Annotated in this window: 11 protein-coding genes; 6 read left to right on the forward strand and 5 right to left on the reverse strand. The window is 64.3% G+C overall.

The annotated features are described in order from the left end of the window. Window positions 1-27: 27 nt before the first annotated feature. The gene (locus tag C7C57_RS01975) at window positions 28-573 is read left to right on the forward strand and encodes a hypothetical protein (RefSeq protein ID WP_187977408.1); all 546 of its coding nucleotides are present in this window, start codon (window positions 28-30) and stop codon (window positions 571-573) included. Between the two features lie 7 nt (window positions 574-580). Here the strand turns inward: C7C57_RS01975 and C7C57_RS01980 are convergent, their stop codons facing one another. Further along, on the reverse strand, window positions 581-1,180 hold the full coding sequence (locus C7C57_RS01980) for a hypothetical protein (protein ID WP_255505750.1): 600 nt from the start codon (window positions 1,178-1,180) through the stop codon (window positions 581-583). Between the two features lie 259 nt (window positions 1,181-1,439). Between C7C57_RS01980 and C7C57_RS01985 the strand changes: the two genes are divergently transcribed. From C7C57_RS01985 to C7C57_RS01995, 3 genes are all read left to right on the forward strand, one after another. Continuing rightward, window positions 1,440-2,060 (forward strand): M23 family metallopeptidase, encoded by a 621-nt coding sequence (locus tag C7C57_RS01985; RefSeq protein WP_187977409.1) that lies wholly within the window; start codon window positions 1,440-1,442, stop codon window positions 2,058-2,060. A gap of 105 nt (window positions 2,061-2,165) precedes the next feature. Continuing rightward, window positions 2,166-2,759: an EVE domain-containing protein gene (locus tag C7C57_RS01990; protein ID WP_162178499.1), complete on the forward strand. Its 594-nt coding sequence runs from the start codon at window positions 2,166-2,168 to the stop codon at window positions 2,757-2,759. Window positions 2,760-2,814: 55 nt separating this feature from the next. Then, window positions 2,815-3,387 carry a 2-phosphosulfolactate phosphatase gene (locus C7C57_RS01995; protein WP_051701691.1) on the forward strand — a complete coding sequence of 191 codons (573 nt, stop codon included), beginning with the start codon at window positions 2,815-2,817 and terminating at the stop codon, window positions 3,385-3,387. Between the two features lie 124 nt (window positions 3,388-3,511). Here the strand turns inward: C7C57_RS01995 and C7C57_RS02000 are convergent, their stop codons facing one another. The 4 genes from C7C57_RS02000 to C7C57_RS02015 form a co-directional block, all read right to left on the reverse strand. Next, the gene (locus C7C57_RS02000) at window positions 3,512-4,165 is read right to left on the reverse strand and encodes a CGNR zinc finger domain-containing protein (protein WP_245601244.1); all 654 of its coding nucleotides are present in this window, start codon (window positions 4,163-4,165) and stop codon (window positions 3,512-3,514) included. A gap of 58 nt (window positions 4,166-4,223) precedes the next feature. Continuing rightward, on the reverse strand, window positions 4,224-4,757 hold the full coding sequence (locus C7C57_RS02005) for a DUF1697 domain-containing protein (RefSeq protein WP_187977410.1): 534 nt from the start codon (window positions 4,755-4,757) through the stop codon (window positions 4,224-4,226). A gap of 49 nt (window positions 4,758-4,806) precedes the next feature. Continuing rightward, window positions 4,807-5,298, reverse strand: a complete 492-nt coding sequence (locus tag C7C57_RS02010; protein ID WP_030147964.1) for a SprT-like domain-containing protein — start codon at window positions 5,296-5,298, stop codon at window positions 4,807-4,809. A gap of 67 nt (window positions 5,299-5,365) precedes the next feature. Continuing rightward, window positions 5,366-6,163 carry a fused MFS/spermidine synthase gene (locus C7C57_RS02015; protein WP_187978247.1) on the reverse strand — a complete coding sequence of 266 codons (798 nt, stop codon included), beginning with the start codon at window positions 6,161-6,163 and terminating at the stop codon, window positions 5,366-5,368. Between the two features lie 355 nt (window positions 6,164-6,518). On the opposite strand from C7C57_RS02015, the gene rpoB reads away from it, so the two are divergent. Then, entirely contained in the window at window positions 6,519-10,010 is a 3,492-nt protein-coding gene (gene rpoB / locus C7C57_RS02020) for a DNA-directed RNA polymerase subunit beta (RefSeq protein ID WP_030147966.1), read from the forward strand. 46 nt (window positions 10,011-10,056) lie between these two features. Further along, window positions 10,057-13,935 carry a DNA-directed RNA polymerase subunit beta' gene (gene rpoC, locus C7C57_RS02025; RefSeq protein ID WP_030147967.1) on the forward strand — a complete coding sequence of 1,293 codons (3,879 nt, stop codon included), beginning with the start codon at window positions 10,057-10,059 and terminating at the stop codon, window positions 13,933-13,935. Window positions 13,936-14,070 lie beyond the last annotated feature (135 nt).

Genomic DNA, 14,070 nt, shown 5'->3' on the forward strand with positions numbered 1-14,070 from the left:
CGCGATTCAAGGAAACGAGAACAATCTATGACTCCGCTGAACCTTGTCCTGATCGTGGCCTTCGTGGTGGGGGTGTTCCTGCTGGTGGGTCTTGCAGCCCGCTGGTTCCGGAAGCACCCCAACCGGGCGAAAAAGGATCCCGGACGTATTCGGATGCCCAAGAATGTGCCGATCCTCGGATGGCCGGTGCTGGTTGTCAGCGTACTGGGTTTCCTCATGTCGTTTGTCTCGACCGTGGGGGAATCCAACGCGATTCCCATGCGCATTGCCTTTGGACTGCTTAGCCTCCTGGGGATATTCCTGGTCATGATGTACCGAAACTGGTACGTCAAGGCGGGCACGGATTCGGTGGAATTTCGGACAATCTTCGGGGTCCGGCATTCGTTTCTCTATTCTGAAATCAGCAGCTATGTCTTTCACGGCAACTTCAATCAGACCCAGTTGACGGTCCGCGGTCCGCGGCGGGAAACGCTCGGACTGAGTATCACCCAGTACGACGTTTCACCGATGATCGCGGCCATCAATTTCCACCAGCAAAATGGCCGCTGGCCCTTTGCCGGTGAACCGCGATAGCGCCCGTCTACTCGGGTGAATCCGCGCGCTGTGCCCACCCGGGGGCGAGCGCGCGGATTTTTTGTCCGCGCCACTGCCACAGCGCCCAGAGCACCGGCCAGTACAGCGGGGCCATCGGACCGTGAAACTCGACCCGGTCGCGCCAGAGCGTGCGGCCGGGGTCCCCGGGCAGCGGGGAGACGGCCATCCGGTGCCGCCATCCGGTCAGCAGCGCAAGCGGGCCCGAGGTTGCCCCGCCGGTGTCCACAAAGAGGTGGGTCCGGCCCTCCTCGGCCTGTTCAAAGCCCACTCGGATGACCTGACGGCCCAGCGGAATGATGCCAAATAGCCGTGCGCGGCACTCGACCGAACCCGGTTCCCACATCGTGGCCACCGCCTCGAGGTTGTCCAGCTCGATCGCGATCCCGCCACTGTCCGGGACGAACCCGCCGATCGGGCGCACATCCACCAGCGGCGAATACAGCTCGCGAACGACGGCCACCGAACGCAGGGCTCGCCAGGCGGCGTCGGCCGGGGTGTCCATCGCGAATTTCAGCTGAACGTACATCACACCAGTCTGGGTGATGATGCCGAAGAACACCAGCAGTGCGCTCTTGCGCCCGGGCACGGATACACAAGAAAATCATCGGTTGTCATCATCCTGGGCACTGAAGCTCCGAACTCGGTGCTCGCGACACCAAAGCGTTGTCATATGGTCGCCGTTTTCTCGGCTTAGCGAGCAAAATAGTTTGCTTTTAATGTCAACGAGTGCCTAATCTAGTGGACATAAAGGATCCTCCCCGACGGGGTAAACCGGATCTCTTAGTCAGGGGGCTCCCGTTGTGGTGAGCCCCATCGCAGAAACACACACAGTGAAAGGAGGAGTGATGGCAAGACTTCCGTTTGCGCGGAGTCAGGTGACCCAGGTTTTTGGGCCGCGCGATTTTCCGCAGGACCCCTTCCACAAGGGGATCGATTTTGGCTCGGGTGTCAGCGTCGGGCTGGCAGTTCCGGTCGCCTCGGCCGGGATCGTGATTGGTTCGGGCCAGAGTGCGGCGATCAACTTTTGGAAAGAGGTTGATCATGGTGGTGGCTGGACCACGCGCTATCACATGTTGGGGTCGGCCGCCGGTCCCGGTATCGGTGATCGGGTGTCCGAGGGTCAGACCATCGGTTTTATCGGTCCCAAGTTTGGCGTGAGCACCGGGGTGCACCTGCACTTCGAGGTTCACAACAAGAACCAGTCTCGACCGGGTTACGGTTCCGCCGTAGATCCGCTGACAAACATCAACAACATCCCAAGTCCCGGGGTACCGTCCCCGGAGGAAGAGATTTCCATGATTCGCATTCAGTCCCCGGGTCGCGGCTCCGCGCTCATCGGCCCCGGTTTTTTCCGTCCCCTGCGTAACGCCGAGGAGATCGAGCAGTCGACCCCGGTGATTCTGCGCCACGTCAACGGCAACGACCGTCAGTTCGATATCTGGCGTGCTCTCGCGGTGGGCGGATAACGGATCGGCAGCCCGGTCGTCCGCGTTCCCGGGCGATCGGGTTTTCCCGCGCCGGGTGTGATGGCGCGCCGCTCAAGCATCGGTTGTATGCGGTAAAAAGAACCTATGGCGATCCGTTATTGGCTCGGGGTAGTGTCCGGGCAGCAGGCCGCGTGGTGTCGGCACCACGGGGTGTTTGCGGTGTCGCCGGGTCTGCGCCGCGAGCTCGCCGACCTGGGCGAGGCCGATGGGATCGTGCTCTACAGCCCGCGCACCCGTCCCACCGATGAGGATCCGCTGCGTGCGTTTACCGCGATCGGTCGTCTCACGGCCGCGGAGGTGCGCCGCGTGGATATCCCCACCCCTCCGGGTGAGCGCCTGCGGCCCTGGCAGCGGGCGGTGCGCTGGGAGGCCGACGCCGATGTGATTCCGCTGCGCCTGCTGCGGGATGTCCTGGATCTCTCGGCCGGCTGGGACTGGGCCAAACCTCTGCGCCGCGGACTGATCGAAATCTCCGCCCACGATTTCCGGATCCTGCGGGAGGAGATGGGTCCGCCGCTGCCCGAGGAGCGTCCGCGGGGCATTGCCGCCTCGGGCCCGGGTGCCGACCCCACCATCGCGCCCGGTGCCGGGCTGCTGCGCTGGCGGGAGGAGCAGCCGGCGGAGACGCCCGGCGGTGCGCTCCCGCTCTGGGTGGCCGACCCCGAGGAAACAGTATGACGGGAATCATGACGCCCGACATGAATGCGGGGTCCCGGCGGATTACACTGGCACCGTGACCGATTCCAGCCTCCCCGAAACCTTCGCCCCCGCCCAGGCCCGCTATCAGGTGCGCTTCGACTTCGGATCGGCCGGGCTGCGTCGCCTCGCCGACGCCGACATCATCGTCTGGGTGGATGCCCTGCCCGAGGCGGGCTCGCTGCCGAGCCTGGATGAGGTCGCGCCGACCAGCGCGATCATCCTCGGTGCCCTCACCACCCGCTCGGCCGTGGCCGACTGGATCCTGCGCCGCCAGGTGGACCTCGGCACGCGGGTCAGCATCGCCCTGGTCGCCGCCGGCTTCGAGGATGGATTCGCGAGCCACGATCTGCTGGCTGCCGGTGCGATTATCGAGGCCCTCGCCGATCGCGGGATCGATTTCACCTCCCCCGAGGCCGCCGTGGCCGGTGCTGCCTATGCGGGCCTGCGTCAGGCCAGCGGACACCTGTTCACGGCCTCGGTAGTGGGCCAGAATGTGCGCCGCAAGCTGAGCCTGGAACCGGTCAAGGCCGCAGCCCAGATCGACAGCCAGACCGAGGTTGTGGTGCTGCGCGAGTCGCCGGTTCCGGTCGCGGCACACGCCGAGTAACGCCGCCCTGGGGTGCCGGTGCGGGCTCGTCCGTTCCGGGGTCCCCGCCGAGACTCGGCCTGTTTTTCTGGGGGCCCCATCCTCCGGCTTCCGGAGAGGTTCGTCGAGTGCGCGGTCTCCCGCGCTAGAGCGTGGGCAGGCGGTTCCCGGCCAGGGCCAGCTGCGTGCGCTCGGCGAGGCGTGCGCGATGACGACGCACCTTATCTCGGTTGCCACAGCGCTGCATCGAGCACCAGCGACGGGTTCCCGCGCGGGAGGAGTCGAAGTAGATCAGGTCGCAGTCGTCGGCCGCGCAGTGGCGCAGGCGTCCGGCCAGGCGGCCCGAGAACAGGGCCACGGCGTCGCGGGCGATGCTCGCCAGTACCTGGGCCGCGCGCGGTTCGGTACGGCCGGCCTGACGGGCCCCGCCGGCCAGGCGTGCCGGGACATCGGGGGTGGCCGCATACAGGTTCAGCATGTCGATGTCAGTGCCCGCGGGCGGGTACTCATCGGCCAAGGCGCGGGCGATCCGTGCGATGGTGGATCGCAGGGCCTGGGCATCCTGCAGATCGCGGTCGGTCGCGGGGGAGCAGGGGATGCGCACGGTCAGCCAGGTCCCCAGCGCGATCGGGTCGCCCAGCAGCTCCACGGCCTCGTCGAGGTGGCCGTCGGCCGCGCCCCACGCGCCGGTGTAGCAGAAGTCAAGCGCGGTGCTGCCGCTGTCAAACAGCCAGGTCACGCCCTCTCGGGAGCGGAACTCTTGGCCCGTCGCAACGGTTTCACCATTCTGATCAATCACGAACCCAAGGGTATTGAATTCGGGGCCCGAACGTGAAATCACGTGCGTGATGCGCGCGCTAGCTGGCGCGCGCCAGGATCTTCTGCAGCGTCCCGATATTGCGGGTGGTGATGTTCAGGCCGCGGGTTCCGGCCCGAGCCGTCGCCTTGGCAAACGGGGTGGTGGTGCTGGAACCGCGCGGGACCGACCACCAGAGCACGTGGCCCTCGGGGTCGCCCGCTACCCGGTCCTCGCCCTCCGCGTCCCAGCCCGTCAGTGCGGTCCAGGTTTCGATGTGGTCCGGGGCGGGATCGGCAAACACCACGTAGCGGTGACGCTCGGGATCCTCGGCAAACGGTGTCCGGGTCAGCAGTGATGCCAGGTCGGACACCTCAACCAGGATGACCCGGGCCGAGTAGCCGAAGCGTTCGGAGAGGGCACGCTCGATGGTGGCGAGTTCGATCGCCCCGGAAAAGCACACGTTGCCCGTGGCCAGAACCGTGCTCACCGATCTCAGCCCCAGGTCGGTGAAGACCGCGGCCAGCTCGGCCGAGGTGATCCGCACCCCGCCGACGTTGATGCCGCGCAGCAGCGCTACCCGTTCGGCGCTCATCGCGCGTGATCCACCGTGAGAGCGGGGAACACGATCGGCAGGCGGGTACTCATCGGCTCACCATCGCCGCGGCGCGGGTGGCCGCGGTGATCTCCCGGCGAATCCAGCGCAGCTCATACTGCGGGTCAAAGCTCGCCGAGCACTCGGCGCAGGAGCTGCGACGCACGGGCTTGCGGTAGCGAAAGATCGTATGGCCCTGGGGACACGTGCCCACCCAGGGTGCCAGCTCATCGGCGGTCTCGCCGTGGTGCAGGCGGGAACCCTCATAGCCCAGCCCCTCGGCCACGCGCCGCCACTTGGGGCCATGGGCGGCCCGGGACCCGGCGAGGGCGTGGGCAACCTCGTGCAGCAGGATCTGATGGATCTCGTCGTCCTCATAGCGGGCGGCGAGATAGCGGGATACCGAGATTTCCTTGGCGGTGTAATTACACAGCCCGGCTCGCCGCTTAGCGTTGTCGAAGCGGAAACTCCATCCCTGGTTGGGGAGGTGCAGCGTGATGAGTGCCTGCGCCCAGATTCGGACGCGCTCAAGATCGGCCATGAGACTACGGTAACCCCTTCCGGTGACTTTGGCGCCCGGAATGGGGAAACTGGGTCCCGAAGTGGGGTTAGCTTCCCTGCCTATTGAAGGTGAATACACCGCGGTCGGGCAGCGGGGACCCCACGGCGTCTGCGTCGGTGGCGGGCCGGGCACCGCCGATGAAGTCGCGTAGCTCGGTGCCCTGCACGGCCTTGGCAGGGTGCGGCCCGCCGGCAAGCAGGCGCGGAATGAAGTCCATCGGGAGCGGCGCGAAGGACCCAATCAACACCACGTTGCCAAACCGGCGTCCCTTGAGGATCTGGGTTTCGGCCAGCGCGGCCACGTTTTCGGTGACCGCACCGAGGGTGGCGGCCTGACCGCGCGCAAACGCGAGTCCCGGGCCGTCGGCCACATTGACCGCGATGATCCCGGTGGGGGAGAGGAATTTGGCGACCTCGCGGTAGAACTCGACGCTCGTGACGTGGGCGGGGGTCTGGCCGCCGGAGAAGATGTCGACCACGATCAGGTCGCAGGCCCCGTGCATCCCCGCGGGCAGTTTGCCCAGGGTTTCGCGGGCATCGCCGTAGCGGACCCGGATGGCCGCACGCTTGGGCCAGGGGAGGTGCTCGCGCACCAGGTCGATCAGCTCGCGCTCGAGCTCCAGCACCTGCTGGCGGCTGCCGGGTCGGGTGGCCTCCACGTAGCGGGGCAGGGTCAGCGCGCCGGCACCCAGGTGCAGGGCGGTGATCGGCTTACCGGGGGTGTCCAGCAGGTCGATGACGTGACCGATGCGCTGCACGTATTCGAAGAACAGGTTATCCGGGCGGTCCAGATCCACATGCGATTGCGGGGTGCCGTCCACCACCAACTGGAACGTGCCGGGCATGAAATGGTCGGGCTCGATCACCGCGTGATAGCCGCTAATGCCGAGTTGGACGCCGGGGTTTTCCTGCTGTTGAGCCACAGATAGAGCGTAGCTTACGGCCGTGGCAGTGGATCACTCGCGCGCTTATACCGGACCGCTTCAAACTTTTCAACTCGCGTACTGGACTTTGCGCGAATTGTCGCATATGCTTGACCTTTGCGCTCCCAGACGTTTCACCACGCCTTCATATTGCGGTCGGCCTCGGTGCTTCACTACCCAGATAACGGGGTTATGAAGTGTCCGCACTGTTCGTCCGGCGAGTACTCCACCTTACTCACGGTAACTAGGCCCGACGGGGCCCACGGAGGTAATTTCCTTGGCTGCTGCGCGCAACGCATCCACCACTTCACCCAAGAACGGCCGCGGGCACTCCCGCCTGTCGTTCGCAAAGATCACTGACACCCTAACGGTCCCCGACCTGCTGGCTCTCCAGACCGAGAGCTTCGACTGGCTGGTTGGCTCGGAGGCGTGGAAGACCCGCGTCGCCGAGGCTGAGGCCGAGGGACGCAACGACCTGCCGACGAACTCGGGCCTCGATGAGATCTTCGAGGAGATCTCCCCCATCGAGGACCTGGGCGAGACCATGCAGCTCAGCTTCACCGCTCCGTTCCTGGAGCCGGAGAAGTACTCCATCGAGGAGTGCAAGGAGCGTGGCAAGACCTACGCTGCTCCGCTGTACGTCGAGGCCGAGTTCATGAACCACCTCACCGGCGAAATCAAGACCCAGACGGTCTTCATGGGCGACTTCCCGCTGATGACCGAACGCGGTACCTTCATCATCAACGGTACCGAGCGTGTGGTTGTGTCCCAGCTGGTTCGTAGCCCCGGTGTCTACTTCGAGCGCACCCCCGAGAAGAACTCCGACAAGGACCTCTACTCGGCACGCGTCATCCCGAGCCGTGGTGCATGGCTCGAGTTCGAGATTGACAAGCGCGACCAGGTTGGTGTGCGTATCGACCGTAAGCGTAAGCAGTCGGTCACCGTCTTCCTCAAGGCCCTGGGTCTGACCAGCGAAGACATCGCCAGCGAGTTCGCCGGCTACGAGTCGATCGCCCTGACCCTGGAGAAGGACTCGATCGTCTCCAAGGACGACGCCCTGCGCGACATCTACCGCAAGCTGCGTCCGGGCGAGCAGGTGGCCGCCGAGGCTGCCCGCGCCCTGCTGGACAACTTCTACTTCAACTCCAAGCGCTACGACCTCGCCAAGGTGGGTCGCTACAAGATCAACAAGAAGCTTGGTCTTGAGGCACCGCTGACCGACTCGGTGCTGACCGTCGAAGACATCGTCTCGACCATTAAGTACCTGGTGCGTCTGCACGCCGGCGAGACCCACTTCACCGGTGTCCGTAAGGGCGCTCCGGCGGAGATCCGCATCGACACCGACGACATCGACAACTTCGGTAACCGTCGTATCCGTGCCGTGGGTGAGCTCATCCAGAACCAGGTCCGTACCGGCCTAAGCCGTATGGAGCGCGTGGTTCGCGAGCGCATGACCACTCAGGACATCGAGGCGATCACCCCGCAGACCCTGATCAACGTGCGCCCCGTCGTCGCCGCGATCAAGGAGTTCTTCGGAACCTCGCAGCTGTCGCAGTTCATGGACCAGAACAACCCGCTCGCGGGTCTGACCCACAAGCGTCGTCTGTCGGCCCTGGGCCCCGGTGGCCTCAGCCGTGAGCGCGCCGGTGTCGAGGTGCGAGACGTTCACCCGTCCCACTACGGCCGTATGTGCCCGATTGAGACCCCTGAAGGCCCCAACATTGGTCTGATCGGTTCGCTGGCATCGTTCGCACGCATCAACGCCTTCGGTTTCATCGAGACCCCCTACCGTCGCGTTGTCGACGGTGTGGTGACCGAGAACATCGACTACCTGACCGCCATGGAAGAGGACGACTTCATCGTCGCCCAGGCAAACGCACCGCTGAACGAGGACGGTTCGTTCTCCGAGGACCGCGTGCTGGCTCGTAAGAAGGGTGGAGAGGTTGACCTCTTCGCACCCGACGAGATCGGCTACATGGACGTCTCCCCGCGCCAGATGGTGTCGGTAGCAACCTCGCTGATTCCGTTCCTCGAGCACGACGATGCAAACCGCGCGCTCATGGGTGCCAACATGCAGCGTCAGGCTGTGCCGCTGCTGCAGAGCACCTCGCCCATCGTGGGAACCGGTATGGAGGGCTTCGCGGCCATCGACGCCGGTGACGTGGTGACCGCAAACCGCTCGGGTGTTGTAGCTGAGGTTTCGGCAGACGCCGTGACCGTTCAGCTCGACGAGGGCGGCTCGGAGACCTACTACCTGCGCAAGTTCGACCGCTCGAACCAGGGCACCAGCTACAACAACCGCGTGGTTGTGACCGAGGGTGACCGGATCGAGGCCGGCGAGGTTATCGCCGACGGTCCCGCCACCGAAAACGGTGAGCTGGCACTGGGTAAGAACCTCCTCGTGGCGTTCATGACCTGGGAAGGTTACAACTTCGAGGACGCGATGATCCTCTCCCAGAACCTGGTGAAGGACGACACCCTCTCCTCGATTCACATCGAGGAGTACGAGGTTGACGCTCGCGACACCAAGCTGGGTAAGGAAGAAATCACCCGCGACCTGCCCAACGTATCCCCGGACCTGCTGAAGGACCTGGACGAGCGCGGCATCATCCGCATCGGTGCCGAGGTTCGCCCCGGCGACATCCTGGTCGGTAAGGTCACCCCGAAGGGTGAGACCGAGCTCTCCGCCGAGGAGCGCCTGCTCCGTGCCATCTTCAACGAGAAGAGCCGTGAGGTTCGCGACACCTCGCTGAAGGTGCCCCACGGTGAGCGCGGAACCATCATCGCCGTCAAGGAGTTCAACGCCGAGGACGGCGACGACGAGCTGGGCTCGGGCGTCAACCGCCGCGTCGTGGTCTACATCGCCCAGAAGCGTAAGATCACCGAGGGTGACAAGCTCGCCGGTCGTCACGGTAACAAGGGTGTCATTGCCAAGATTCTGCCGGTTGAGGACATGCCGTTCCTCGCCGATGGAACCCCGGTGGACATCGTGCTGAACCCGATGGGTATCCCGGGTCGAATGAACTTCGGTCAGGTGCTGGAAACGCACCTCGGCTGGATCGCGACCCAGGGCTGGAAGGTTGAGGGCAAGCCCAGCTGGGCCAAGAACCTGCCCGAGCAGGCTCGTGAAGCCGCCCCGGGCACCAAGGTTGCGACCCCGGTGTTCGACGGCGCGTCCGAGGAGGAGATCGCGGGTCTGCTGGACTCCACGATCCTCACCCGTGACGGCGACCGCCTGATCGACCACTCCGGTAAGGCACAGCTGTTCGATGGCCGCTCCGGTGAGCCGTACCCGATGCCCATTTCGGTCGGTTACATGTACATCCTGAAGCTGCACCACCTGGTGGACGACAAGATTCACGCGCGTTCGACCGGTCCGTACTCCATGATCACGCAGCAGCCGCTGGGTGGTAAGGCACAGTTCGGTGGACAGCGTTTCGGTGAGATGGAGGTGTGGGCCCTCGAGGCCTATGGCGCCGCCTACGCACTGCAGGAGCTGCTCACGATCAAGTCCGATGACATCCTTGGCCGCGTCAAGGTGTACGAGGCGATCGTGAAGGGTGAGAACATCCAGGAGCCGGGTATCCCCGAGTCCTTCAAGGTTCTGATCAAGGAAATGCAGTCGCTCTGCCTGAACGTGGAGGTCCTCTCCGCCGATGGCCAGGTTGTGAGCCTGCGCGACACCGATGACGACGCCTTCCGCGCCGCCGAAGAACTCGGTATCAACATTTCTTCCCGGTTTGAGTCCTCGTCCGTGGACGAGATCTAACCAGGCCCACGCAGAGATTTTCCAGAGAATTTCCTGAGGAGAGAAATTGCTCGACGTAACAACTTTTGACGAGCTTCGCATTGGCCTGGCTACCGCCGACGACATTCGTCGTTGGTCGCACGGTGAGGTCAAGAAGCCGGAAACCATCAACTACCGCACCCTGAAGCCCGAGAAGGACGGTCTGTTCGGTGAGCAGATCTTCGGCCCGAGCCGCGACTGGGAGTGCTCCTGTGGCAAGTACAAGCGTGTCCGCTTCAAGGGCATCGTCTGTGAGCGCTGTGGCGTAGAGGTCACCAAGTCCAGCGTTCGTCGTGAGCGCATGGGCCACATTGAGCTCGCCGCCCCCGTCACCCACATCTGGTACTTCAAGGGTGTGCCCAGCCGTCTGGGTTACCTGCTGGACATGGCACCGAAGGACCTCGAAAAGGTCATCTACTTCGCCGCCTACATGGTCATCTCGGTGGACGACGAGGGTCGTCACGCGGACATGCCGGGCCTGGAGAACGAGCTGCGTCTCGAGCTCAAGACCCTGGGTGACCAGCGCGACGCTCGCATCGCCGACCGCCTGAAGAAGCTCGAGGATGACCTCGCAGCCCTTGAGGCCGAGGGTGCCAAGTCCGACCAGAAGCGTCGTGCGAAGGATGCGGCTGAGAAGGAAATGACTCAGACCCGCAAGTCCTTCGACGAGCAGATCGCTCAGCTCGAGCGCGTGTGGGAAGACTTCCGCAACCTGAAGGTTGGCGAGCTGAAGCCCGAGGACACCGTGTTCCACGAGCTGCAGGACCGCTACGGCATGTACTTCGAGGCATTCATGGGTGCCGAGGCCATCAAGAAGCGCCTCGAGACCTTCGACCTGCCCGCCGAGGCCGAGCTGCTGCACCTCCAGATCGCCGAGGGCAAGGGTCAGAAGAAGATCCGCGCCATCAAGCGTCTGAAGGTTGTCAACTCCTTCATCCAGACCGGCAACTCGCCGGCCGCCATGGTGCTCGACGTTGTTCCGGTGATCCCGCCGGAGCTGCGTCCGATGGTTCAGCTGGACGGTGGCCGCTTCGCGACCTCCGACCTCAACGACCTGTACCGTCGTGTGATCAACCGCAACAACCGTCTGGGTCGTCTGCTGGATCTCGGTGCCCCCGAGATCATCGTGAACAACGAAAAGCGCATGCTCCAGGAAGCCGTCGACGCCCTGTTCGACAACGGTCGTCGTGGACGTCCGGTCACCGGTACCGGTAACCGCGCCCTCAAGTCCCTGAGCGACATGCTCAAGGGTAAGCAGGGTCGTTTCCGTCAGAACCTGCTCGGTAAGCGCGTGGACTACTCGGGCCGTTCGGTCATCGTGGTGGGCCCGCAGCTGAAGCTGCACCAGTGTGGTCTGCCCAAGCAGATGGCTCTGGAGCTCTTCAAGCCGTTCGTGATCAAGCGCCTGATCGACCTGAGCCACGCTCAGAACATCAAGGCCGCCAAGCGCATGGTCGAGCGCGCCCGTCCCGAGGTTTGGGACGTGCTCGAGGAGATCATCCGTGAGCGTCCGGTGCTGCTGAACCGTGCACCTACCCTGCACCGCCTGGGTATCCAGGCCTTCGAGCCTCAGCTCGTTGAGGGTAAGGCTATTCAGCTGCACCCGCTGGTTTGTGCCGCGTTCAACGCCGACTTCGATGGTGACCAGATGGCTGTTCACCTGCCGCTGTCGGTTGAGGCCCAGGCCGAGGCTCGCATCCTGATGCTTGCCTCGAACAACATCCTGAAGCCGTCGGACGGTCGTCCGGTGACCCTGCCCTCGCAGGACATGATCATCGGTCTGCACCACCTGACCACCGTGACCGAGGGCGCCACCGGTGAGGGCCGCGCGTTCGCGACCGTCTCCGAGGCGATCATGGCCAAGGACCAGGGCAGCCTGGACCTGAACGCCATGGTGAAGATCCGTCTGAACGACGTGCACTTCTACCCGGCCGTCAAGCCCGAGGGCTACGAGGGTGGACCCATCGTGGTCGACACCACCCTGGGTCAGGCGCTGTTCAACGAGCTGCTGCCCGCGGACTACCCGTACGTTCAGGACGTCGCAGACAAGGGCCGCCTGTCGGCCCTGGTCAACGACCTCGCCGAGCGCTACCCGAAGAACGTGGTTGCCGCGACCCTGGACAACATCAAGGACGCCGGTTTCCACTGGGCTACCCGCTCGGGTGTCACCGTGGCACTGTCCGACGTTCTCACCCCGCCGAACAAGCGCGAGATCGTGGCCGGCTACGAGAAGAAGGCCGCCAAGGTTCAGAGCCAGTTCGACAAGGGTCTGACCACCGACGCCGAGCGTCGTGCCGAGCTGATCGCCATTTGGACCGAGGCTACCGACAAGGTCGCCGAGGCCATGCGTGCGAACTTCCCCAAGGACAACACCATCAACCGCATGGTGTCCTCGGGTGCACGTGGTAACTGGCTGCAGATCCGTAACATCGCGGGTATGCGAGGCCTGGTGAACAACCCGAAGGGTGAGATCATCCCTCGCCCGATCATCTCGTCTTACCGTGAGGGCCTGTCGGTTGCGGAGTACTTCATCGCAACCCACGGTGCTCGTAAGGGTCTGGCCGACACCGCTCTGCGTACCGCCGACTCGGGTTACCTGACCCGTCGTCTGGTGGACGTCTCGCAGGACGTCATCATCCGCGAGGACGACTGTGGCACCACCAAGGGCCTCTCGCTCCCGATCGCCGCCGTGGACTCCACCGGTGTTCTGGTTCGTGACCCCAACGTGGAAAACTCGGTGTTCGCTCGTTCGCTGGCAACCGCCGCGGTAGCCGACAACGGCACCCTGGTGGCCGACGCCGGTGCCGACGTGGGTGACGTGCTGATCGACGAGCTGGTTGCCGCCGGTGTTCACACCATCAAGGTGCGTTCGGTGCTGACCTGTGAGTCCGCCGTCGGTGTGTGTGCTGCCTGCTACGGCCGCTCGCTCGCTACCGGAAAGCTCGTGGACATCGGTGAGGCCGTGGGTATCATCGCGGCTCAGTCGATTGGTGAGCCCGGTACTCAGCTGACCATGCGTACCTTCCACACCGGTGGTTCGGCTTCGGCCGATGACATCACCCAGGGTCTGCCCCGCGTCCAGGAGCTGTTCGAGGCTCGTACCCCCAAGGGTGCAACCCCGATCGCCGAGGCCGCAGGTCGCATCACCATCGACGAGACCGACAAGGCTCGTAAGGTGATCCTGACTCCGGATAACGGCGATGAGCCGGTTGTCTACCCCGTGCTGAAGCGTGCGACCCTCCTCGTTGAGGACGGACAGCACGTCGAGCTGGGTGCTCCGCTGCACGTTGGTGCCGTGGACCCCAAGGAGGTGCTGCGTGTGCAGGGCGTACGCGAGGTGCAGAAGCACCTCGTGGGCGGCGTGCAGGGCGTGTACCGCTCGCAGGGTGTGCCGATTCACGACAAGCACATCGAGGTTATCGTTCGTCAGATGCTGCGCAAGGTGACCGTGGTTGACCACGCCGACACCGAGCTGCTGCCGGGTGAGCTGGTTGACCGTTCGCGGTACAACGAGCTGAACCGTGCCGCACTGGCAGAGGGCAAGCGCACCGCCTCGGCGCGTCAGGAAGTCATGGGTATCACCAAGGCTTCGCTGGCCACCGAGTCGTGGCTGTCGGCCGCGTCCTTCCAGGAGACCACCCGGGTTCTGACCCAGGCGGCCATGGAGGGCAAGTCCGACCCGCTGGTGGGCCTCAAGGAGAACGTCATCATCGGTAAGCTGATCCCGGCCGGTACCGGTCTGGCTCGCTACCGTAACGTGGCTGTCGACGCTACCGACGAGGCGAAGGCCGAGCGCTACCCGAACCGGATCTTCGCATCCGACGGCGTGTTCGACGAGAACGACCTCTCGTTTGTGGACTTCGACTCCTTCACCGGTGACGACTTCACCCCGGGTACCTACAACTAGTAGATAACCCCCTCAAAAGCCCGCTCGTCTCTTCGGAGACGGGCGGGCTTTTGCGTTTTCACCGGGAATTATCGCGACTGGATAACGAATTGGTTTGTAAGGGAAATTTGTGCCGGCCGAGTCGGTGGTGGGACA

The organism is Mycetocola sp. JXN-3, from assembly GCF_014522285.1.
Taxonomy (GTDB): domain Bacteria; phylum Actinomycetota; class Actinomycetes; order Actinomycetales; family Microbacteriaceae; genus Mycetocola; species Mycetocola saprophilus.

What these genes read in the sequence shown, in the direction of transcription:
- C7C57_RS01975 (WP_187977408.1), top strand. Translation starts at nt 28, where the DNA reads ATGACTCCGCTGAACCTTGTCCTGATCGTGGCCTTCGTGGTGGGGGTG.
- C7C57_RS02005 (WP_187977410.1), bottom strand. Translation starts at nt 4,757, where the DNA reads ATGAGCGCCGAACGGGTAGCGCTGCTGCGCGGCATCAACGTCGGCGGG.
- C7C57_RS02010 (WP_030147964.1), bottom strand. Translation starts at nt 5,298, where the DNA reads ATGGCCGATCTTGAGCGCGTCCGAATCTGGGCGCAGGCACTCATCACG.
- C7C57_RS02015 (WP_187978247.1), bottom strand. Translation starts at nt 6,163, where the DNA reads ATGCCCGGCACGTTCCAGTTGGTGGTGGACGGCACCCCGCAATCGCAT.
- C7C57_RS01985 (WP_187977409.1), top strand. Translation starts at nt 1,440, where the DNA reads ATGGCAAGACTTCCGTTTGCGCGGAGTCAGGTGACCCAGGTTTTTGGG.
- C7C57_RS01990 (WP_162178499.1), top strand. Translation starts at nt 2,166, where the DNA reads ATGGCGATCCGTTATTGGCTCGGGGTAGTGTCCGGGCAGCAGGCCGCG.